Raw genomic sequence first — 20,189 nt, forward strand, 5'->3', positions numbered from 1 at the left:
GCGGAGGCGGACGAATCGGACAGCGCGTGGGGTGTTCGTCGTCTAGGCTGCCGCGCATGACATCGATTCCGGTGAATGTGGACAACTTCGTTCGCGCGGAGACGGATCGGATGTTTCTCGACCTTCAGCGGGACGCCGGGGGCATCAATGTGCTCCGGCACAACCGGGAGCCCGCCTCGGTCGAGCAGCAGACGGTGATCCGGATGAACCGCGACACCCTGTACAGCCTCGCGATCGTCGACACCTCGGAGGGAGCGACGCTCACCATCCCCGACGGCGGTCGGCGGTACATGTCCGTGATGGTGGTCGACCAGGACCACCATGTCGATCGGATCCTCCACGACCCGGGAGAGCACAGGTTCACGGCCGACGAGTTCCCGACACCGTACGTCGCCGTCGCGGTGCGGATTCTCGTCGATCCCTCCGATCCGGACGACGTCCGCACCGTGGTCTCGCTCCAGGACCGGTTCCGTCTCGAAGTCGGCTCGTCGACGCCGTTCGCGGCGCCCGACTACGACCGTGCGAGCCTCGACGCGACGCGGGAGGCGCTGCTGGCGCTGGCACGAGGACTGACCGGCTTCGATCGGATGTTCGGTGCCCGGAACACCGTCGACCCGGTCCGGCACCTGATCGGTACCGCCGCCGGCTGGGGCGGCCTTCCGACCGAGGAGGCCGTGTACATCGGTGTCGATCCGGGACTGCCGGTCGGAGAGTACGAGTTGACCGTCGGCGATGTGCCCGTCGACGGCTTCTGGTCCGTCTCGGTCTACAACGCCGAGGGCTTCTTCGAACCGAACGAGCACCACGCCTACAGCATCAACAACCTCACAGGCGTTCCCAACGCCGACGGCTCGATCACCGTCCGTTTCGGTGGGGGCGACGGTGCGGACCGCGCCAATTACCTTCCCGTCACGGAGGGGTGGAACTATCTCGTTCGCCTGTATCGCCCGCGTGCGGAGGTCCTCGACGGAAGCTGGGTGTTTCCCGCCCTCGCCTCGTCACCGAACGGGCGGTGAGCGTCGACGCCAGCCCGGCGTCGTCCCCGAGTTCGCGTTCACCCGGCCGGGCCGCCCCGCGGATAAGCGGGGCGGCCCGGTGCGTCCGAGGGCGCAGGTCACGCCCGCCTCGGGTAGTCCGTCTCCCACGGCGCCGGGATCGGGTAGTACCGCTCCAGGAACTGCGTGACCTTGGCCGTCCGCAGCTCGAGGTCGACCTCGGGCACGCTGCCGTCGTTGAGGCAGAAGAAGTCCATCTTCCGCGTCGCCAGCAGCGTGTCCAGCTCGCGCAGACCCGAAACCATCGTCGTGTCGACGTACCGCATGCGGGCCGTCGTCTGCTGCACCGCCCGGCCGGTCATCAGCGCGTAGTAGTGGTAGAACGAGTTCGTCACCGAGATGTTCTCCGCGGCCCGGAACGTGCTCGCCGCCGTCGCGGCGAACTCCTCCGCGAACTCCCGCTCCATCTCCACCATGATGCTCTTGCGCAGGGGCACCGGCGTGTGTTCGAGGTGCCGGGTGATTGTCACCCCGAACCGGTCCTCGAGCAGCCGGCGATTCACGCGTGCCGCGTTCTCGAAACCGCTGCGCTTCTTGTGGTTCCGGCCCAACCCGATCCGGGTGTCCGCCTCGATGAACTTCGTGACCCCGCCGGCGGAGAAGAACATCTGCGGATCCACCGCGCGGCCGAAGAACATGTCGTCGTTCGAGTACAGGAAGTGCTCGGACAGACCCGGGATGTGATGCAGCTGGCACTCGACGGCCTGCGAATTGTGGGTGGGCAGCACCGACGGGTCGGCGAAGAACTCCTCGCTGCGCACGAACGTGACCCGGCCGTCGTCGGCCAGCCAGTCCGGTCGCTCCGAGTCGGTCGCGACGAAGATCCGCCGGATCCACGGCGCATACATGTGCACGGAGCGCAGCGCGTACTTCAGCTCGTTGATCTGCCGGAAGCGCGCGGGGGAGTCGTCGCCCTCGCCCACCACGTAGTTCTGCATGCGCTTGGCGCGTTCGGCCTGCCACTCCTTCGACGAGCCGTCCACCCACGAGAACACCAGGTCGATCTCGAACGGGACGTCCGACGGATGGGTCGCGAACATCCCCTCGATCGTCGGCCACGTCTGCCCGTAGCGCTCCACGGTGGTGCGGGTGATCTCCTCCCGCGGCACGCTGCGCCGGGTCAGAGCGTTCTCCTTCGGCAGGAGGATTTCGTCGTCGGTGTGCGACCACAGCTCGATCTGCACCCCGTTCGACGCCCCGTACCGCAGTCCGCTGGTCAGCTCGACTCGCGGCCGGAACAGGCGGAACGCCCGGTCCTTGGAACTAGGGGAAAGCCGGCCGTCGGCGACGAGCACCGGTCGGCGCCGCTTGGCGCCGACCGTCTTGGAGTAGAACGGTTCGTCGGTGCACGCGGCGACCAGCGCGGCGCGCAGTTCCTTGCGGTCGGCCCAGTCCACCGCCAGCACCGGGCGGGCGCCGTCGCCGCGGACCAGCAGATAGTCGATGCCGGCGTCGTCGAGGACCCGGCGCACGAAGTACAGATCCTCGAGCATCGCCTCGTGCGGCGTGGTCGTCGAGATGGGGATCGCATAGCGATCCCGGAACCACACGATGTCCGGGTGGCCGTGCAGCCGGGGCCGCTCGGACGCGAGCGGGGGAGCCTCCCCGACGCTGTGGGGCAGGGAGACGAGATGAACGGTGTGGGGGGCCGGCGTATGCGTCGGAGTGCTCCTTTCCTGTGAAGGGATTTCCCGTGAAAGATCCCGGGAACGAGAAGTTTGATTCTAGTGGCCGATGCGACTGAAGGTGCAACTGAAGACTGCAGGGGAGAACCTGTAGCCGGGGAGGCGGCGCGTTGTCGGCTTTGTGTCGATTCGATGCTGCGGACGTGATCGTTGCGTGACGACCCGCGGACCGAATGTCACAGCGGGTCGATTGGATCGCATGACTGTGACATTCGGTCGCCGTCTGGCCGCCGTCCGGTCGCCGTTCGGCCGAGCGTTGGTCAGGGTTGTGCCTCCGACATCCGTGTAAGCCGTTCGACGACGTACGGCCACGGAATCCGCTTCTGCTCGAGCAGTACCAGCACTGCGGCCGCGTTGTCCGGCCGTAGCAAACGCCCACGCCGGGTGCTGCTGTCGCAGGCGGTGCAGGTCGGCGGTGGACACGACGCTCCCTCCGGGATCGGGTTCGACCATGCTGACATATGGGAGCGACAGCGTCGCGGGCGTGGTCCGCCGAACTCGGGCGGGTTCGAGGTCGGCCTCCGGGGGCGAATCCAGACGAGTACCGAGTCAGCGGGTGTGCGACTCGAAGTCGTCGAGGACGGCGACGATGCGCTCGGCCGTGTCTTCAAGTCCGGTGCACCATTGGGCTTCGGGTACGCGAGTGCCGCCCTTGCCGAAAAGAACCTGAGCGAGAATGAGCACGCCGTAGGACGTCTCGACGCTCATGCCGCAACGTTCGGGGAGGGACAGGTTGGTCTTCAGCAGTGCGCGTCGGCCCGCGATCTCAGATGGAATGACGTCGTCGCCGTTGTCGGCGGTCTTCTGGAGTTCGATTGCCCAGTCGAAGTTGGCCGATCTCACCGTCAGGGCGTAGGCGGCAACGCCGGGAAACTTCAAGACGCCGTCGTAGGAACAGCCGAGCATCGTGTAGTGCGTCGCCGCGAAATCCGTGTTGTCTTCGGAGTTCGGGTCGTAGCCTGCCGCGGCAAGAACGTCGTCGGGGATGTCGAGGCACGGGTCGAAGGCGACGAGAGGTCGGTCGGACTCGTCCACCAGGCGCGGTACTCGTGTCGTTGCTGTTGGGGTACTCGGGGCCTCGTCTGTGGATTCCGAGTTGGGGGACGAGGCAGTGCACGCTGAGAGCGATGCAAGCACAATAAGTGTCCCTGTGATTGCGGCACCGGTACGGCCCGCGGTCACAGCTCGTCCTGGTTCAGGGCGTGCAGACGGGCGGTCCAGTTGTTTTCGGCCGCGAGAAACCCCTCACCGCCTGCGGCGAACGCTTCTCGCATGCCGCTGAGCACCGCCTCGAATTGTTCCAGTCGTTCGTAGAGCGATTCGGGTGTGCCGCGGGCTTTGCGAACGAAGCCGGCGCGGAGGTCTTCGGCCGACTTGAAGCCCCCGAAACTTGGTGCATCGGTCAGGTCGCTTGCATGGCGTGCTGCGTTGCGAAGTGTCGTCAGCATGGTGTCGCAGATGGCGACGATCTCCTCGATCGTCCGCGGTTCTAAACGAAGTCTCTCTGCCATGAATCCCCCCGGTATCAGTTGGCCCGGGAACTGTAACGCATTCGATTGCAGGTCACGCGGGATTCTCTTTCGAGAATGGGGGTTGAGACGCCTGCGCCCCGACCGAACTCGCGTGCGATTCGGTCGGGACGATTCGGTTCTCGTCGGCGGGGTCGGTGTCTCACAGCGCCAGTGTCAGGCCTGCTTCTGCGAGAGTGTGTGCGGTCAGGCCGGAGGCGAGCATCCAGGCGGAGTGCTTGTCGAAGGTCGGCGCTCCCCGGTCGCCTACCACGGCGAGAATCGGTGCGATCAGTCCGCAGATGCCGACGACGACAAGGATCGTCAGTGCCAGGCCGTCGAAGCCAGGGCCGATGCGCGGCGTCGAGCCCAAAGCGGATGCACAGATGTGCGGGGCGCATCAAACCTCCGTGGGTAAACCACGGTGGCGGGTCAGATCGCGAACAGCAGCGCGCCGGTACCGATTGCGACGGCGACGCAGTAACCGAAGAATCCCCCGGCGTCACCTTGGACAGCGAGGCCCAGAATTCGTGCGCGAGACGGTCGGGAAGTTCGACGCGTTCTGGTGGCTGCTCCTCATCGCGGGAGCCCCCCAGTACGGAGTCACCACGGTGTCGAAGCGGCTCCCGCTATCCCTGCTCGCGGTGCTCGACGAGGTTGCCAACGTTCGCAGGCTGTGGGAGTTGCCGAACCGGTACTTGCACTCCGGCAGCCGCGGAACCGTGCTCATCGCCATCTTGCTGTCCTAGGTCTACTCTCGGTAGCCACCAGCCGGCGTATCGGGAGGTGATGCGTCGGCCGAAGCATCTGCTCATGGCAGGTGGCACGCGTTCGTGCACTACATGGTGTAGACGGTGCGGAGCATGACGGCATCACGTTCGCGCGGCGTCCAAGATCTTTTGTGCCCGCTCTGCGACGGGGAGATCCACGAATTCACCTCCGGGTAGCCGGACCGCCGCTCCGCCGGCCTTCTCGAATGCGTCGACCACTTCGCGGGCCCAGTCGATGTCGTCCTGTCCCGAAGTGAAGGTGGCATGGATGGCCGTCAGCTGGGCGGGGTGAATTGCGGACTTGCCGAACAGGCCGAGGCTGCGACTGTGGGCGGCCTGCTGGATGAGTCCGTCATTGTCGTCGAGGTGGGGGTAGACGCTGTCGATCGGTGGGGCGATGCCGGCGGCGCGCGCGGCGACGACGAGGTGGGATCGCACGTACTGCATCGGTATGTCCCCCTCTCCCGTGCCGAGGTCTTTCTGCAGGTCGATACCACCGAGTGCGAGATGCGTCACCGCCGGGTGATCGGCGATATCGAAGGCATTGGCGACCCCTTTCGCGGTTTCGATGGCGCAGATCAGGGGCTTCTCCGGGGCCCGGGCTGCGACCCAGTGAACGTCGTCGAGTGATTCGACCTTGGGGATGCGGATGCCGTGTGCCGAGGCAGCGACGGCATGCAGATCAGCGGCGGCGAGTCCGGTTCCGGGGGCGTTGATTCGCACCCATGCGGTCCTGGTGGTGACGACGGATGCGACGTTTGCCCTGGCGGTTCGCTTCTCGGAGGGCGGCACCGCGTCCTCGAGATCGAGGATGACGGCGTCGGCGCCGGCGTGGAACACCTTTCCGAGCAGATTCAGGTTGTGGCCGGGCGCGAAGAGGTAGCTGCGGTTCATCAAAGGACGCCCTTCTCGGTGAGTTCGGTCATTCGTTCCTGGTCGATGCCGAGGGTGTCCCGGTAGAACTCCTGGTTGTCCTGCCCGAGGCGGCGGCCGGGGAACTTGATCGCGCCCGGAGTCCCGAGCATGCGAAGCATGACGTTCTGCATCTTGATCGGGCCGAGGTCTTCGTCGTCGACGGTCGTGATGCAGTCACGGGCGAGGACCTGCGGATCACTCATGAGTTGCGCGACGTCGTAGATGGGTGCGAGCGCGGCGCCGACCCGTTCGAACTCGGCCGTGACCTCGCGCAGGGGTCTGTCTGCGATCCACTTCGCAACCGCGTCGTCGAGCAGTTCGCCGTTGCGGCTGCGTTCGCCGGCCGAGTCGAACCAGGATTGCTCGACGATGTCAGGTCGGCCGACCAGGCGCATGACCCGCGCGGCGACAGAGGTGGCGCTCGCGGAGACGGCAACCCACCGGCCGTCCTTGGTGAGGTAGGTGTTGCGTGGGGCGTTATTGGGGGAGCGGTTGCCGTTGCGGCCGGCGATGGTGCCGAGTTGGTCGTAGGCGGTGGGCCCGGGGCCGAGAATTCCCAGGAGTGGTTCGAGTAGTGACATGTCGATGACCTGTCCGCGGCCGGCCGAGCCGTTGCGGTGGAGGAGTGCGGTCACCACGCCGAATGCGCCGGCAAGTCCGGCAACGCCGTCGGCGAGTCCGAAGGGCGGCAGCGTCGGTGGACCGTCCTCCGTCCCGGTTTGGTGGGCAAAGCCACTCATCGCCTCGGCCAGGGTGCCGAATGCGCGGCGCTCGGCGTAGGGTCCGGATTGGCCGAACCCGGTGACGCGGAGCAGGACCAGTCCCGGATTGACGGCATGGAGTCGGTCCGGACCCAGCCCCCACTTCTCGAGTACGCCGGGGCGGAAGTTCTCCACCAGCACGTCGGCATCGATCACGAGGTCGCGGAGTATCTGCTGGCCTTCGTCGGTGCTGAGATCGAGAGTGATGCACTTCTTGTTACGGGCGATGACCTTCCACCACAGTCCGTGGCCGTCCTTCCGGGCTCCGTGTGAGCGGGCGGGATCGCCCGAGGGGTGCTCGATCTTGATTACGTCCGCGCCGAAATCACCGAGGAGCATGGCGGTGATCGGTGCGGCGTAGACGGTACTGATGTCGAGGACGCGGAGGCCGTGCAACGGGCCACGTGTCGGAGGAGGGCTGTCGGCTGTGCTCGTGCCAGGGTGGTCGTGGGTCGAGTAACTGTCGCTCGGGTGTGCAGTCATAAGCTGTCCTCGGATGGTGGGGAAGGTCGATACAGGTGCGGCGCTCGACAGCGGCCGGGGTGCACGAGCGCGGACCGACGGGTGATGCCGGCAGGGTCATGGCGCGACCGAAAAGTCCGTGGCGCCGTTGCCGCCACCTCAGATTGACATCCCCCGGGTTCAACTACAATCACGGGCATATCGACAGCAGTTAACTTTGTCTAAAGTCAGGGGTGGCGCGTGCTGGATACTGCCAGGATGTTCACACTGCGCACGGTCGCCGCGCACGGGTCGATCACCGCGGCGGCGTCCGCGCTCGGGTATACCACTTCGGCTGTGTCCCAACAGATCGCGAAGCTGGAGAAGGAGGCGGGGCAGCCGCTTCTGGAACGGCACGCGCGAGGCATCGTGCTGACCGAGGCCGGAAGCTCGGTGGTTCGGCACACCGAACGTATCCTGGTCGAGCTGGAGGCCGCCGAGGCCGAACTCGCGGAGATCAAGGGGCTGCGGGCCGGTGTGCTGGCGATCGGCACCTTTCCCACGGCCGGATCGTCACTGCTGCCGCTGGTGGTCAAGGAGTTCAAGACGCGGCACCCGGGCGTCGATCTGAAGGTGCTCAGCGGCCGGTTCGCGCAACTGGTCGACGCCCTGCGCCGGCGGGAGACCGAATTGTCGTTGCTGTGGGACTACGAATGGAACCGGATCGACGACCCCACGTTGACCTACCACCACCTGATGAACGATCCGACCGTGTTGCTGGTGTCGGAACGGCACCGTCTGGCCGACCGCGACTCGATCCGGATCACCGAACTGCGCGACGAGTCGTGGGTGGTGCGCGCCGACGATCACCCGGTTGCCCAGACACTCGAAAAGCTCTGTCAACAAGGTGGTTTCATGCCTCGGACGAGCGTGTTCGCGCACGACTACGGTGAAGTACAGGCGATGGTGGCCGTCGAGCTCGGTGTGGCCATCGCGCCGCGCCTGGCCGTGCTCAACCTCCGGCCCGACGTCCGGTCGATTCCCCTCGCGACCCGCCCGCCGCAGCGGCGCATCCTGGTCGCGCATCTGACCGAGCGGCGGCTGAGCCCGGCCGCGCAGGAAGGAATCGCGGTGTGCACTGCCGCCGCCCGCCTACTGCAGGAGGGATTCGAGGCCGGATAGGGGCCCAACCCTCCCCGGAAGGATGCCTGTCAGTTCCGGCAGATGCCGAACGCGTCGGCGAGGCGAGTGATCTGCTCGGCCCGCCCGAGGCGGGGGAGGTCGCTGCCGTCGCGGATGATGCGGCCGCGGGCTTCGAAATCGGCCAGGAACTGCCGCGCCCAGGTGACATCCGACGGTGTAGGGCTGATGGCCTCGTTGATCACCTGCAGCTGATCGGTGCCCAGGCACAGTTTCCCGGTAAGGCCGAGGGAGACGGTCACTGCGGACTGTTCGCGCAACACGGTGTGGCCGTTGCCGACGGTCGGGCCGTCGATCGGTCCGGGCAGCCGGCCGACCCGGCTGGCGACCACCAGTCGGGAGCGAGGGTACGCCATGGCGAGGTCGTCGGCGCTCGTGCCGGTGTCCCGGCGATAGTCACCGCTGCCGAAGGCGAGCCGGAACACGCCGCGGGCGCGGGCGATAGCGCCGGCCTGCTCGATGCCGAGGGCGGATTCGACCAGGGCAAGGACTGGGGTGCCTCCGCCGAGTCGGTCGAAGGTTTCGGTGATATGTTCTGCCGCTTCAGTTTTCGCGAGCATTACGCCCGCCAGTCCGGGAAGGCCGGCGAGTCGATCGACGTCGTCGCTCCAGTACTTCGAGGACCGGTCGTTGATCCGGACCCAGGCCGAGGAGTGTTCGAGCCAGACGGCAACGTCCTCGCGTGCTGAGGACTTCCGTTGCGAATCGACTGCGTCCTCGATGTCGAGGACGATCTGATCGGCGCATGAACGTTCGGCCTGGTCGAACAAGTCGATCCGGCCGCCGTTGACCAGCAGCCAGGAGCGGGCGATCCGCGCGTCGATTGTCCGGGGTGCGATCGTGGCGTTCTCGGGCATTCGGACCTTCACCGTGCCAACCCGACCAGTGCGGGCGCCGGGCCGGTGACGAAGAGTTCCGCCACTGCGATGCGTCGGGCCGCCCGGTGCAAGGTGACCGATTCGAGGATACCGTCGGGCGAGGTGGTGAGGTCGACGTCGAGGACCCCGGCGGGCGTCCCTATCCGTAGCGATCCGGGCCACCGGACCCGTGTGTTGTGGGTGACGACGCCACCGGTCACGGTGGACGCCGCGGCGACGGCGACAGCGGACGTCAGTCCGATTGCGGGGTGCGGGGCAAGCATCGACAGCATCCGGACGGAGATGTCGTAGTCGTCTTCGTCGATGTCGACGCCCGCGCTGGTGCGGTAGTCCACCGGCGGGCCGACGACGCCGACCTTGGGGATCGCGTGTGTGATCGGGTCTCCCGGTTTGCTCAGTCCCATCCGCAACGATGATTCCCGTCGCAGCCGGAGAAGCAGCGGCAGGTGTTCGGCGATGGTCCGATTGTCTTCTGCGCCGGTCAGGCCGAGGTCGGCGGCGTCGAACAACGCCGCCGGAGCGCCAGCGGCGACCATCGTGGCGCGGTACGTGTGGTTCTCGATCGAAATCTGTTCGGCGGCTGAGCCGGTGGGCAGCAGTGTGGCTGTATCGGCAGCGAGACCGGCGAAGGTGAGGCCAACCGGGACGCCCAGCGCGCTGGTGCCTGGCACGGCCGCGTCGCCCTCGGTGGGGATCATTCCGCCCGGGGTCGCGATCTCGGCAGTGAGGATTGCGCCCGTGTTCTGGTTGCGCATTCGCACGGTCGTCACCGCGGAGTCGACCGGAACGAAGCCGGATTGCAGCGCATACAGTCCGATCGCGGTGGCGCAGTTCCCGCAGTTGCTGCCCCATTCGACCTGCCGGTCACCGATCGCGACCTGGGCGAACAGGTAGTCGACGTCGATGCCGGACTCGCTGGAGCGGCGCACGATCGCCGCCTTCGACGTGGTCGAGCTGCCGCCCCCGACACCATCGAGCTGGCGCGGGTCGCCGGAGCCGAACGCGGAGGTCAAGATGGCGTCCAGCCCCCCTGCCTGGGGGATGAGGGGATCGACGTCCACGGCGTTGAACAGCCAGCACTTGCTGGTGCCTCCCCGCATCCAGGTTCCACGGAGTGTGAACACGGTCGGCCCACCTTTCGGGTTGGAAGAGTGTGTGAGGCACCGCTGGAGGCTCCGATCGGATAGGGAGCGTAGGTGCCAGCGGTGTCCCACTACCCACCCTGACCTAGATCAGGGTGGAGAACAATGGCGGATTTCTCGATGAGGGTTAACTCGAGCTAAACCCTCAGGGGGTGGCGTCGACGCGTCAGGCCAGGGCCGGGATGGCCACCAGCAGCAGCCAGCACAGCATCGGCGCGATCGCGACCACGATGCCCGCGTTCAGCAGCAGCTGGCGGTAGAACCGGGGGCGTTCGATGTTCTGGGCGTTGGCGAGGACGAGCGCGCCGTTGGTCGAGAACGGGGATACGTCGACCACGGTGGCCGAGATGGCGAGGGCCGCCACGACGCCGACGACCGGGAGTGCTCCGGTCTGCAGCAGCGGAAGCGCGAGCGGGATGACAGCGGTGAGCAGTGCGGTCGACGACGCGAACGCCGAGGTGACGCCGATGACATAGCAGAGGACGACGGCGACCAGCAGGGGGGCCCCGATGGTGATCGCCATTTCGGCGAGATGGTCGAGCGTGCCGATCTCCTCCATGAGGGAGACATAGGTGACCATGCCCGCCACGAGCAGCACCGTGGACCAGCTGATACCGGCGATGGCCTCACTCTGCTTGGACAGGTCGGTGAACGCGAGGATCGCACCGGCGGCGATGGCGACGAAGCTGATCGGCATGTGCAGCACCAGCACCAGCACCAGCACCGCGGCGATCAGGACGAGGGTGAGCTTCTGCACGGCGGTGACCGGCTGTCGTGCGGGTTCGGTGACGATCTCGGTGCGCGGGGTCCGGATGAGTACCTGGGTGCCGGTTCCCCCGGCCGAGCTGCCGGACGGGGCCGCGCCGGGTCCCTCGACGGGAGTGCGGTGAGGACTCCCCCCGCCGTCGGAGTCGAACTCGTCACTCGAGCCGGTAGCGGTGAATTCGAGGTTCCGCATCCGGGCGAGCACGGCGTAGCCGATCACGGTCAGGACCGAGAGCAGCAGGTTGATGCCGTAGCTGGCGAAGAACAGGGTCCACGGGGCGATCGTCAACCCACTCGATTCGACGATGTCACGGACGAGGACGCCCGAGACCGAGATCGGCGAGAATGCTCCGGCGTGTGCGCCGTTGATGGTCATGATGCCCATCACCAGCGGGCTCATCCGGGTGCGAGCGGCGAACGACATCGCCGCCGGCGTGATCAAGGCGACGGCCGCCGGGCTGAACGTGCCCAAGGCCGTGAGTACCGAGGCGCAGAAGAAGAACACCCAGGGAACGATCGTCACTCGTCCGCGGACGCTGCGTATGCAGGTGTTGACGAGGAGGTCGATGGTCCCGTTCTTCTTCGCCATGCCGAAGAAGTAGGTGACGCCGATGATCGTCAGCACGATCGAACTGGGGAACTCGGCGAGGATCTCCTTGTCGTCGTAGCCGAGGAGGAACGCCCCCACGACGAACGCGCCGATGAACCCCAATATGCCGATGTTGATGGGGAAGAAGGTGGCGATCACGAACATCGCCACCAATGCGATCAGTGGCAGTATCTCGATGGAAGTCATGAGCGTTCTTTCGGTTCACCGCGAGGCGGATCGAACGGCGCCCGATCGGCAGTTGCGAACGGGCGGGTCAAGCGAGGCGGAACGTGTCTTGCTGTCGCAGTCCACGTCGCACGAGGCGTTCCCGCAGGGTGCCGGAAGAGTGACTATTTGCATGTCACATCCTTCGCTTGACCATTACCTACATCACATTAGAAGCGGCCCGTGTTCATGACAATGTCGAATCGCTATGGTGGGCTTTAGTTGAACTGAAGGCTCACCCGGAGGGGTGAGGCGTAATCCGTTCGATGTGGTGACCCTGCTCCTGCTTCTCGGCATCACTGAGGCCGGATCCGTGGAGACCGCGCCGGCCGTGACGGCGTGTGAACGACGAAAGCGCTTCCCGTAGTGAGAGAATCGAGATTCTCGATGTCACGACTACCCGTATACGTAGAGGCACTTTCAGTGCAATCATCGGACACCTTCACGGCTGGGTCCGCGGTGTTCGACGAACACAATCTCGTGTCCGCGGCCGGGCTGGTCCCGGTCCTCGACCTGGCCGAACAGGTCGAGGACAGCGGCAGGTGAACTTCGTCCAGAACGAGGTCGTCCTGTCGCTGTGTGCCTCGTGCTCGTCGACCACAGTCGGTCCGGCAGCAGCGCGCATCGAGCCGGCTTTCCAGTCCAGCACCTTGCCAGCCTCTACAAGCGGCCGCCGTCGAGCGAGAACTCGAGGGGGTTGTCGACAAGTGGGCGCGTGAGCGGCAGGATGTACCGATCGAGATCACGCAGCGTTTGCTCACCTCGACCGTTCGTATCGGTCAGCACCGCTTCGCCAAGGCAGTGCTCACCGGCCATGGCAACCGGTGCATGTTCTGCGGCATGGGGAGCGTGATCGGGGGACGTCGCCGGCCGCGACTGCTCCCTGCGAGCCACGTCAAGCCGTGGCGAGAGAGCGCCAGCAAGGAACGCCTCGAGCACCTGAACGGACTGACGGCCTGCCCCACGCCCGATGTCGCATTCGACACCGGCCTCCTTACCGTGTCCGAAGACCTCTCCATTACTTACGCAACCGACCTCGAACACGCACTGCCGAGTGACGAACCACTGCGTCGTGCCTTCGGCAAGCCGCCGCCGGCCGACCGGTTGATCCATCCGGCGGGCGCGGATCGGCCCGACACGGCGTGCCTCGGGTGGCGCCGAACCCAGGTTTTCGTGTCGCCACCCACGGCTGCCGAAGGTCTACGACCGACAGGGGAGAGGGCCTGCGCGCTCGATTGATGGTGCGCGATTCGCGCGCAAGCCGTTCGACCGCAACGCTACCCGAACAGTGCGCGCAGCTGTCCGTTGGCGTCGTCGCGGTCGAACCACTCCGGGTCGACGCGCTCACCCGGCCGCAGTCCGAGCCACTGCCGGATCTCGTCGTGTCGATCGTGGGCCGGGTCGTCGGCCGCGGCGAGCATGTCCGTCCAGCCCCACGTCCCGCCGGAGTCCTCGGCCGGCGCCAGGCCCTGCCCGTCGACACAGGCGGCGCGCGGTGCCTCGGCGTCGAAGTCGGCGACGGACTCGACGACGATGTCGTGCGTCCACCCGTCGCCGTAGTCGTACAGGTACGTCAGCGATGCCCCGAGCTGGGGCAGCGCCGTCCCAATGGTCACCATTCCCTCGTCGACGACCTCGTCCTGACCGTTTGCGAGCTCGTCGTCGAGCTGATCGTCGGGCACGTATACGCAACCACCGGTGAACGGCTCGCCCTCGGTGAACTGGTGCAGGTGGTAGTCCTCCCAGGCGAAGCAGCTCTGGATGACGAAGTGCAGATGCAGCAGACTCAGGGAATTGTCGACCACCACCCGTCGCCACACCGCAGGCTCGCTGTCGCGCAACGTGATTCGCAGGGTGCACCGCGCGGGCGGGTGGATGGCCACGGGTGTCGCGTCGCCGAGGAGGATGCGCACGGCGGCCCGCACGGCAGGACGGAGCGGCGTCGGCACGCGGTAGCCGTCCGCGTCGTCGAGGATGCCGTCGGCGACGAGGTCGTCGAGGCGGTCGACGAGCATGCTGCCGAGAAGACTCGGTCCGACCGGCATGCCGGGGAACAGCACGGACAGTGCGTGCAAGCGTTCCTCGGGGCCGGACGGCAGGGGGTGCTCACCGAGACCGGCGGACAGGACGGCAGCGGTCGCCTCGTCGAGGACGGAATGAAATGCTACGAGCCGCCCCTCGCCGCGCCTGCCGAGGGCCACGACGAGGGAATGTGTCACCGCGTCCCGGCACAGGGTGAGGTACTCGCCGGGATTACGGTCCGGATCCCGCCACACCGGCGCTGCAGGACCGGGCTTGACGACGGTCTTTCCGATCGAGATCAGGTCCAGCATGGCTGCAACGACCCAGGTCTGTGCCAGCAAGGAAAGATCCCACATCGACTGGACCTTGCGCGGTGCCAGATCCTCGCGCTTGCCGCCGACAGCGTCGAAGGCCTCCATGACCAGGGCACGCTTCAGCGCTCCGGTCGCGGTCACAGGCCGGCGTTCGCCGATCCAGCCGAGCAGGGCGTCCAGCCGTGCGACTACCGGCACGACCGTCAAGGCGGCGCGTTCGGCCTCGGGGTCGACCGGCGGCTCGTCGACCTCGACCGGTGAGAGGGACGCGAGCTTCGATTCGATGTACGACGTGAGCGTGGACAGGGCGTACCCGAGGTCTTCGTCCTGGCCGGTCCACCGGTTTGTCGCCGAGAGGAACTGCAAGAACACGGCGGCATCCCCGGCGATGTGCGCCCGCGTCTCGTCGTCGTCCTCGACCAGTTCACTCGTCAGCACCCGCTCGAGAAGGTGGTCCACGTCGCGGCTCCGCCACGCCGTGGTCGCAAACCCGGAATCCGCACGCGAGAGCGCGTCGATCGCATGCGCGACGCTGGCAACGTACTCCTCCGCCTGATTTGCGGGGCACCCAGCTTTCTCCATCAGCCATGCGGCGAACTCCGGCGCCAGTGTGCGGTACTGCTCGATCGGTGTGTCCGTCCGGCGCCGGCGCTCGGCCAACGACACGACATTGTCGGCAAGTGGCTCACGAGGCAAGGATCCGCGACTCGACCCGGAGCGCTTACGGGACATGGACGTCCGACCTCGATTCGGTGGTCATGGCACAGTTCTCGCCGATGCTACCGGTTCGCCACGGATGGGTGCTCACGCAGCGACTGGGCGGTCGGGTGCGTCGAAGCGACGGCACGGACAGCGCACGGCGCGGCCGCGGTCGTCGTCGGGTAGCCAGCCGTACTCGTCGCACCGGCCGCACCGGGGCGGCAGGGGAGAACGGGGCAGGGGCAGCGATTGCCACAGCGGAATCCACGCGTGTGCGAAGCGCGTCGGATTGTTGGGTCGATGCGCCGACCGTGCCGCCGCGACCAGGCATGGTATTCCGTGGGAGTCGATCAGCGCGGCGAGCTGGGAGCGCGCGGCGGCGGGCAGATAGTCGAACGTCGCAGTCAGGCCGGCGGCGCGGCACGCGGTCGCGAGCTCGGCGATCGGCTTCTTCTCCGGGATGCTGCTCACCCCTCGTTGCCGCGCGGGTGGTGCCGTCGGCTCGGCGGCCGGTGAGGGGTTTGTTTCAGTCTCTTGGTCTTCAGTTCTTTGTTCAGCGCTGGGTTCTCCGGTGTCCGGCTCGCCGGGGTTCGGATTTCCAGGCCCCGGCTCGGGCCGGACCGGTACTTCGTAGACGGTCTGGACGGTGATCCACTGGCCGTGCTCGTTCTGGCGACGCTCGGTGACGAGGTGACCGTGCGCAGCCAGTTCCCGCATCGCGGACCGGATGGCGTCGCGGCCTTCGGACGGTGATTCCGCGGCGATCGCGTCGGAGCGGATGCGCCAGTCGGCCGGCTTCGACAGCAGCCAGATCAAGACCGCGCGGGCGCGGAAGGAAAGATCCTTGTTGCCGATCGTCTCGTTGCGGACGACGGTGTAGTTGCTCGTCGGGCGCGGCGCGCGGCGCACGCCTCCGACGAGGGTATTCTGACCCATGTTCGACTCCTTGATAGTCGGACATCCGGCCCGTCGGGAGTTGCCGCTCCTGACGGGCCTTCTTCAGTTGTGACCCTCGCGGGCGCGGGGGATGACACATGGTGGCACCGTGCTGCGGGCGCGTCAATCAAATCTGCGTCCTGGCATGGAATACGTTGTGGGCGAGGGGCAGTCGTAGTCCCGGCGTGTCGCGCTCACCGATATCCGGTCGCATCCGCGGGCAGACCGCGATCTTGAACCTCCACCATGTACCGCCAGCAGTCGGGCTGCGACCCGTCGACGTCGGTGAAGCCGTACTCGCGCGCCAGACCGCCCGACGAGAACGACCCGCCGTTGCGGCGATGCACGTCCGGATCCGCTGCGAGTGCCGCGACCGCCCGCCCGACGAACCGCGGCGACTCGGAAATCGCGACGAAGTGCGGCACGGTGGCCTCCCGCCAGTTCTCCTCCGTGACCCCGAAGTGTTCGAGCATCATCTCCGACCGCATCCATCCGGGCGTCAGCGCGACGGCCGTGCACCCGTGCGGCGCCAGCTCCTTCGCCTGGGAGAACGCAAGCCGGAGCATCGCGGACTTGACCAGGTCGTAGAACACCGAAAGCCGAAAGTTCTTCGCGTTGTACTCGGCTGTGCCGTCGGTCATCTCGACGACGAGCCCGCCCGGGTTCCGGATCAGCAGCGGCAGCGCGAAGTGGCTGGTGATCAGGTGCGTGTCGACCGAGAGATGCACCATCCGCAGCCCGCCGGCGAGGTCGTGCTCCCACAGCGGGGTGTCCCACTCGATGAGCTTCTCGCCGCCCCAGATGTCGTTGACGAGGATGTCGAGGCGGCCCTGCTCGTCGTCGATGCGCTGCACGAGCCGTCGCACCTGCTCGGGATCGAGGTGGTCGACGGCGACGGGAATACCGACCCCGTCCGCGGCCGTCACCAGCTCGGCGGTCTCCTCGATGGTCTCCGGCCGGTCGTACTCCGAGCGGCGCTCGCGGGTGGTGCGGCCGGTGCAGTAGACCGTCGCGCCGGCCTCGCCGAGGGCGATTGCGGTCCCGCGGCCGGCGCCGCGGGTGGCGCCGGCGACCAGGGCGATCTTGCCTTCGAGTGGCTGTGCCATAGCTGGAACGGTACTGCCCGGCACGGGTCGGAGGCAGGCGCGTTCGGCGTGGCGCGGTCGGCGGTGTCGTGAGCATCAGTCACTATGTTCGAGTGCCGGTGGGACCGGCCGGAGAACAGTCGGAGGTAAAGCAGGTGCAGGTGATCGACACGTTGTCGCACGCGTCGGGTTCGCGGACGCTGCCGAAGGGTCATCGCTGGGTGGTCGTCGACGTCGAGACCTCCGGCCTGCGCGCCTACGCGCATCGGGTGCTCAGCGTCGCCGCGCTGGTGTTGCGGGAGGACGGCAGCGTCGAGCAGGAGTACTCGACGCTCGTCGACCCGGGTTGCGACCCCGGCCCGGTCCACGTGCACCGGTTGACGCGCGAACGGCTCGCCGGTGCCCCGCGCTTCGAGCAGATCGCCGGCGAACTCGCCGAGGTGCTGGACGGCGGGACCATCGTCGCCCACAACGCGGCCTTCGACTACGGATTCCTCGACGCCGAGTTCCGGCGCGCCGGAACCGAGATCCCGGCCAGACACCGGCTGTGCACTCTCGCCCTGTCGAGGCGGCTCGAACTCGACGTGCCCGATCACAAACTCTCCACCCTGGCCGCCCACTGGCAGGTCCAGCAGTTGCTCGAGCACGACGCCTACGACGACGCCCGCGTCCTCAGCGAGGTCTTCGTACGCAGCGCCCTGCTCGCCGAGAGCCTGCAGCTCCCGCTGCCGGTGGTCGACTGCCTCAGCCGCAGGCCCGCCTACCCGGACTCCGTGCCGCGCGTGCCGTGCGAGTGGAAGAACCCGGGACGCCTGTCGCTGGACGTCGGCCTGGTGCAGGGGATGAAGGTGGTCGTCACGGGGCAGACGGTGACGCCGCGGGTCCCGCTCGCCGGCCGGATGGCCGACGCCGGCCTCGACGTGATGAACTCCGTCAGTCGCCAGACGAGCGTGGTCGTGTGTAACGACCCCGGCGTGCAGACGGGCAAGATCCGCAAGGCGATGGCCGAGGGCATTCCCGTCGTCACCGAGCAGCAACTCGAAGAGATGCTCACCCGGGTGATTCCAGGCGAACCGAAGATGCGTCCGGTGGTCGAGGTGGCCGCGCCCGCTGCTGAGCCCGTGATCGAACCTCCTCCGCAGGCGGCGCCTGCGGAGCCCCTCGCCGATGTACCGAGCCTGCCCGAGCGGATGCTCACGGGACAGAAGCCGAAGCTGTGGCAGGGCCGGCGGGTGCTGCTCCTCGGCGGCACCCACCTCGACGCCGTGCTCATGCGCTCGCGTCTCGTCCAGCTCGGTGCACGCCCGTCGCTCAACCTCACCGCGGCGGTCACGGACGTGCTGATGCTGGAAGGCGGCGACAGCGACCGGCGCATGCCGCGCATCACCGCGCGCGAGCTCCCCGTCCTGACCATGACGGACATCAGCGCCGCGGTGGAGAAGGGCGTCGTGCCGCCGCACATGCGCATCGAGTCCCGCCTCTCCGCGCCGGCGCTCGCCCGAGGCGAGGTCATCGACCTGCCGGCGCGGAAGACGTCGTGGACGGTCAACGTCGCGTGGCGCGCCGAGACGGACGACTTCGACGTCGACGTCGTCGCCTTCCTGCTGGGGGAGGATGAAAAGGTCGACAGCGACGACGACTTCGTCTTCTACAACAACCCATCCGCCGAGGACGGCGCGGTCGAGTTGTCGATCGACGGCAGTAGCGAACAGAGCGTGCGGCTCGATCTCGCCGCGCTGCCCGACGAATGCGCGCGCATCGCGATCGCCGCGGCCATCGACGGCGAGCGCACCTTCGGCGAACTGGGGGCTGTGTCCGTAAGCGTCGACGGTGAGGACGGCACGGCGGCGACGTTCGTACTCGACGCCGGGACTACCGAACGGACCATGGTGCTCACCGAGATCTATCGGCGGGCGGGGAAGTGGCGGCTGCGCGCGGTGGGGCAGGGGTACGACGACGACCTCGGCGGGCTCGTCGCGCTGTACGGCGTGGACGTCGAGGAAGGCAATTGACTGTCGAACGGACGTCGCTCTTCTGTTCGCCCCTACGTGCGATTCGGCTGGCACCCAGCCCCCGTCCGCATCGGCGAAATAGTCCTGCCGACGGTCGGACCAGAATTTTCGATAGCGGACCGGCCGAGTCGTGCAACCGGGCGGTGGTCCGGTTCCGGCCATCCGTCCAGGGAACCGCCGAATTCGGACCTGGGTAGGACTATTTCACGATGTGGTCCGCAAGGTTGAAGTCGTGGTATCTCCCGTACACCGTGCTGCCCTTGAACATCAAGTTGACGATCAGATTTCGAGCTTGCTGAACCACAACCGGATCGGACAGCAGTTTCTCGAGACCAGAAAGCGAATCGAAGGAAACTCGTCTGACGGGTCCGATGGAGGTGTAGCCGTATTCTCGGCGCGAGCTGATTCCACGCCGGAGAACGAGCCCGGCGAACGTCATCCGGGCCTTCCCCACGGGCGGTGCCACGTTGAGGAACCCGCGCACAACATCGGCGTTGGCGCGCCCATTGTCGGAAATGACGAGTGCTTCGATGGGGCCGACCGAAAGTGTCGTCAATCGGCGTGACGATGCCGTCCTGCCGGTCGAAGGCATCGAGCTCAACGCCCAAACTCGACGCTCGGTTCGGCGAGGTGCGGGAAGGCACGACTCCACGAACATAGCCAGTAGCCTGGCGACCTCGGGGAATTCCGGATGACTCGCAAGTTCTCGGTACTTGTGAAGGCTCGATGCCCGCATGGCGGAATCTTCGACGCGATCGAACATGGACTCGTCCACAGGTACAGCGAACCAATCGGTGAGCTCTCGCGGATCGACGAGGGCGCTGAGGGTGGGACTAGGGAACGGGGTCGAGGTCAGAGCGATATTGCGCAGGCTGTGGGTTCGTCCCACGGACTTGATCAAATGCCGTTCGATCGGATCGAGCTGCTTCGCCTTTGGCACAGGGCTGAACGCCACGTCGGTGATATCGAACCATCGGCGACGGTGCGCAGCGAGACGCGCGACGATATCGATCGTTTGACCGACGTATCGATATCCGTCGGCGAATGTGAGGACATATACGCCACGTCGTGGATTGCCCGCCGAGACCTGGGAGTCAAACCGTAACCGAGTGAAGCGCAGACCGCTGTACTTGAACTGCTCATCGTCGACGGTCATGCATCTCCTCACGGCTCCAGGCAGAACAAGT

19 protein-coding genes are annotated in these 20,189 nt (G+C 66.8%); 5 read left to right on the plus strand and 14 right to left on the minus strand.

Annotation, left to right across the window (positions count from 1 at the left end; translation table 11 throughout):
* Positions 1-56: 56 nt before the first annotated feature.
* Positions 57-1,016, plus strand: coding sequence for a DUF1214 domain-containing protein (locus CQZ88_RS09840; protein WP_102799656.1), 960 nt, complete (start codon positions 57-59; stop codon positions 1,014-1,016).
* 98 nt (positions 1,017-1,114) lie between these two features.
* Here the strand turns inward: CQZ88_RS09840 and CQZ88_RS09845 are convergent, their stop codons facing one another.
* The 4 genes from CQZ88_RS09845 to CQZ88_RS09865 form a co-directional block, all read right to left on the minus strand.
* Positions 1,115-2,605 (minus strand): stealth family protein, encoded by a 1,491-nt coding sequence (locus CQZ88_RS09845; RefSeq protein WP_102799657.1) that lies wholly within the window; start codon positions 2,603-2,605, stop codon positions 1,115-1,117.
* A 684-nt stretch (positions 2,606-3,289) separates the two neighbouring features.
* Positions 3,290-3,922 (minus strand): DUF3558 domain-containing protein, encoded by a 633-nt coding sequence (locus tag CQZ88_RS09855; protein WP_102799658.1) that lies wholly within the window; start codon positions 3,920-3,922, stop codon positions 3,290-3,292.
* On the minus strand, positions 3,919-4,251 hold the full coding sequence (locus tag CQZ88_RS09860) for a hypothetical protein (protein WP_043800101.1): 333 nt from the start codon (positions 4,249-4,251) through the stop codon (positions 3,919-3,921). The genes CQZ88_RS09855 and CQZ88_RS09860 overlap by 4 nt, the downstream gene beginning before the upstream one ends.
* A 160-nt stretch (positions 4,252-4,411) precedes the next feature.
* Positions 4,412-4,621 (minus strand): hypothetical protein, encoded by a 210-nt coding sequence (locus tag CQZ88_RS09865; RefSeq protein ID WP_102799659.1) that lies wholly within the window; start codon positions 4,619-4,621, stop codon positions 4,412-4,414.
* A 157-nt stretch (positions 4,622-4,778) separates the two neighbouring features.
* Between CQZ88_RS09865 and CQZ88_RS09870 the strand changes: the two genes are divergently transcribed.
* Positions 4,779-4,997, plus strand: coding sequence for a hypothetical protein (locus CQZ88_RS09870; RefSeq protein WP_102799660.1), 219 nt, complete (start codon positions 4,779-4,781; stop codon positions 4,995-4,997).
* 123 nt (positions 4,998-5,120) lie between these two features.
* On the opposite strand, the gene CQZ88_RS09875 is transcribed toward CQZ88_RS09870, so the two are convergent.
* Positions 5,121-5,912 (minus strand): CoA ester lyase, encoded by a 792-nt coding sequence (locus CQZ88_RS09875; RefSeq protein WP_102799661.1) that lies wholly within the window; start codon positions 5,910-5,912, stop codon positions 5,121-5,123.
* The gene (locus CQZ88_RS09880) at positions 5,912-7,177 is read right to left on the minus strand and encodes a CaiB/BaiF CoA-transferase family protein (protein ID WP_043800103.1); all 1,266 of its coding nucleotides are present in this window, start codon (positions 7,175-7,177) and stop codon (positions 5,912-5,914) included. Before CQZ88_RS09880 ends, CQZ88_RS09875 begins: the two co-directional genes overlap by 1 nt.
* Positions 7,178-7,396: 219 nt before the next feature.
* Between CQZ88_RS09880 and CQZ88_RS09885 the strand changes: the two genes are divergently transcribed.
* Positions 7,397-8,317, plus strand: a complete 921-nt coding sequence (locus tag CQZ88_RS09885; RefSeq protein WP_029542709.1) for a LysR family transcriptional regulator — start codon at positions 7,397-7,399, stop codon at positions 8,315-8,317.
* A gap of 29 nt (positions 8,318-8,346) precedes the next feature.
* Here CQZ88_RS09885 and CQZ88_RS09890 read toward each other — a convergent pair whose 3' ends face one another.
* The 3 genes from CQZ88_RS09890 to CQZ88_RS09900 form a co-directional block, all read right to left on the minus strand.
* A complete protein-coding gene (locus CQZ88_RS09890; RefSeq protein WP_102799662.1) occupies positions 8,347-9,192 on the minus strand; it encodes a CoA ester lyase in 846 nt (281 codons plus the stop codon).
* 8 nt (positions 9,193-9,200) lie between these two features.
* A complete protein-coding gene (locus tag CQZ88_RS09895) occupies positions 9,201-10,313 on the minus strand; it encodes a PrpF domain-containing protein (protein ID WP_082120220.1) in 1,113 nt (370 codons plus the stop codon).
* 208 nt (positions 10,314-10,521) lie between these two features.
* Positions 10,522-11,916, minus strand: a complete 1,395-nt coding sequence (locus CQZ88_RS09900; RefSeq protein WP_043800107.1) for an SLC13 family permease — start codon at positions 11,914-11,916, stop codon at positions 10,522-10,524.
* 441 nt (positions 11,917-12,357) lie between these two features.
* Between CQZ88_RS09900 and CQZ88_RS30755 the strand changes: the two genes are divergently transcribed.
* Positions 12,358-12,480: a hypothetical protein gene (locus CQZ88_RS30755; protein WP_257785089.1), complete on the plus strand. Its 123-nt coding sequence runs from the start codon at positions 12,358-12,360 to the stop codon at positions 12,478-12,480.
* A gap of 114 nt (positions 12,481-12,594) precedes the next feature.
* On the opposite strand, the gene CQZ88_RS29850 is transcribed toward CQZ88_RS30755, so the two are convergent.
* The 4 genes from CQZ88_RS29850 to CQZ88_RS09920 all read right to left on the minus strand — a co-directional run bounded on the left by CQZ88_RS29850 (position 12,595) and on the right by CQZ88_RS09920 (position 17,011).
* The gene (locus CQZ88_RS29850) at positions 12,595-13,047 is read right to left on the minus strand and encodes a hypothetical protein (RefSeq protein ID WP_180986989.1); all 453 of its coding nucleotides are present in this window, start codon (positions 13,045-13,047) and stop codon (positions 12,595-12,597) included.
* 164 nt (positions 13,048-13,211) lie between these two features.
* Positions 13,212-14,729 (minus strand): plasmid pRiA4b ORF-3 family protein, encoded by a 1,518-nt coding sequence (locus CQZ88_RS09910; RefSeq protein ID WP_251550734.1) that lies wholly within the window; start codon positions 14,727-14,729, stop codon positions 13,212-13,214.
* A gap of 345 nt (positions 14,730-15,074) precedes the next feature.
* Positions 15,075-15,878 (minus strand): replication protein, encoded by an 804-nt coding sequence (locus CQZ88_RS09915; RefSeq protein ID WP_102799671.1) that lies wholly within the window; start codon positions 15,876-15,878, stop codon positions 15,075-15,077.
* Positions 15,879-16,099: 221 nt separating this feature from the next.
* The gene (locus CQZ88_RS09920; protein WP_102799663.1) at positions 16,100-17,011 is read right to left on the minus strand and encodes an SDR family oxidoreductase; all 912 of its coding nucleotides are present in this window, start codon (positions 17,009-17,011) and stop codon (positions 16,100-16,102) included.
* Between the two features lie 134 nt (positions 17,012-17,145).
* On the opposite strand from CQZ88_RS09920, the gene CQZ88_RS09925 reads away from it, so the two are divergent.
* Positions 17,146-19,002, plus strand: a complete 1,857-nt coding sequence (locus CQZ88_RS09925) for a TerD family protein (RefSeq protein WP_102799672.1) — start codon at positions 17,146-17,148, stop codon at positions 19,000-19,002.
* A gap of 199 nt (positions 19,003-19,201) precedes the next feature.
* On the opposite strand, the gene CQZ88_RS29530 is transcribed toward CQZ88_RS09925, so the two are convergent.
* The gene (locus CQZ88_RS29530) at positions 19,202-20,158 is read right to left on the minus strand and encodes a GIY-YIG nuclease family protein (protein WP_146034290.1); all 957 of its coding nucleotides are present in this window, start codon (positions 20,156-20,158) and stop codon (positions 19,202-19,204) included.
* Positions 20,159-20,189 lie beyond the last annotated feature (31 nt).

The organism is Rhodococcus sp. ENV425 (assembly GCF_002887785.1).
Classification (GTDB): Bacteria; Actinomycetota; Actinomycetes; order Mycobacteriales; family Mycobacteriaceae; genus Rhodococcus; species Rhodococcus aetherivorans.

What these genes read in the sequence shown, in the direction of transcription:
- CQZ88_RS29850 (WP_180986989.1), bottom strand. Translation starts at nt 13,047, where the DNA reads ATGGATCAACCGGTCGGCCGGCGGCGGCTTGCCGAAGGCACGACGCAG.
- CQZ88_RS09900 (WP_043800107.1), bottom strand. Translation starts at nt 11,916, where the DNA reads ATGACTTCCATCGAGATACTGCCACTGATCGCATTGGTGGCGATGTTC.
- CQZ88_RS29530 (WP_146034290.1), bottom strand. Translation starts at nt 20,158, where the DNA reads ATGACCGTCGACGATGAGCAGTTCAAGTACAGCGGTCTGCGCTTCACT.
- CQZ88_RS09875 (WP_102799661.1), bottom strand. Translation starts at nt 5,912, where the DNA reads ATGAACCGCAGCTACCTCTTCGCGCCCGGCCACAACCTGAATCTGCTC.
- CQZ88_RS09920 (WP_102799663.1), bottom strand. Translation starts at nt 17,011, where the DNA reads ATGGCACAGCCACTCGAAGGCAAGATCGCCCTGGTCGCCGGCGCCACC.
- CQZ88_RS09895 (WP_082120220.1), bottom strand. Translation starts at nt 10,313, where the DNA reads ATGCGGGGAGGCACCAGCAAGTGCTGGCTGTTCAACGCCGTGGACGTC.
- CQZ88_RS09890 (WP_102799662.1), bottom strand. Translation starts at nt 9,192, where the DNA reads ATGCCCGAGAACGCCACGATCGCACCCCGGACAATCGACGCGCGGATC.
- CQZ88_RS09860 (WP_043800101.1), bottom strand. Translation starts at nt 4,251, where the DNA reads ATGGCAGAGAGACTTCGTTTAGAACCGCGGACGATCGAGGAGATCGTC.
- CQZ88_RS09880 (WP_043800103.1), bottom strand. Translation starts at nt 7,177, where the DNA reads ATGACTGCACACCCGAGCGACAGTTACTCGACCCACGACCACCCTGGC.
- CQZ88_RS09840 (WP_102799656.1), top strand. Translation starts at nt 57, where the DNA reads ATGACATCGATTCCGGTGAATGTGGACAACTTCGTTCGCGCGGAGACG.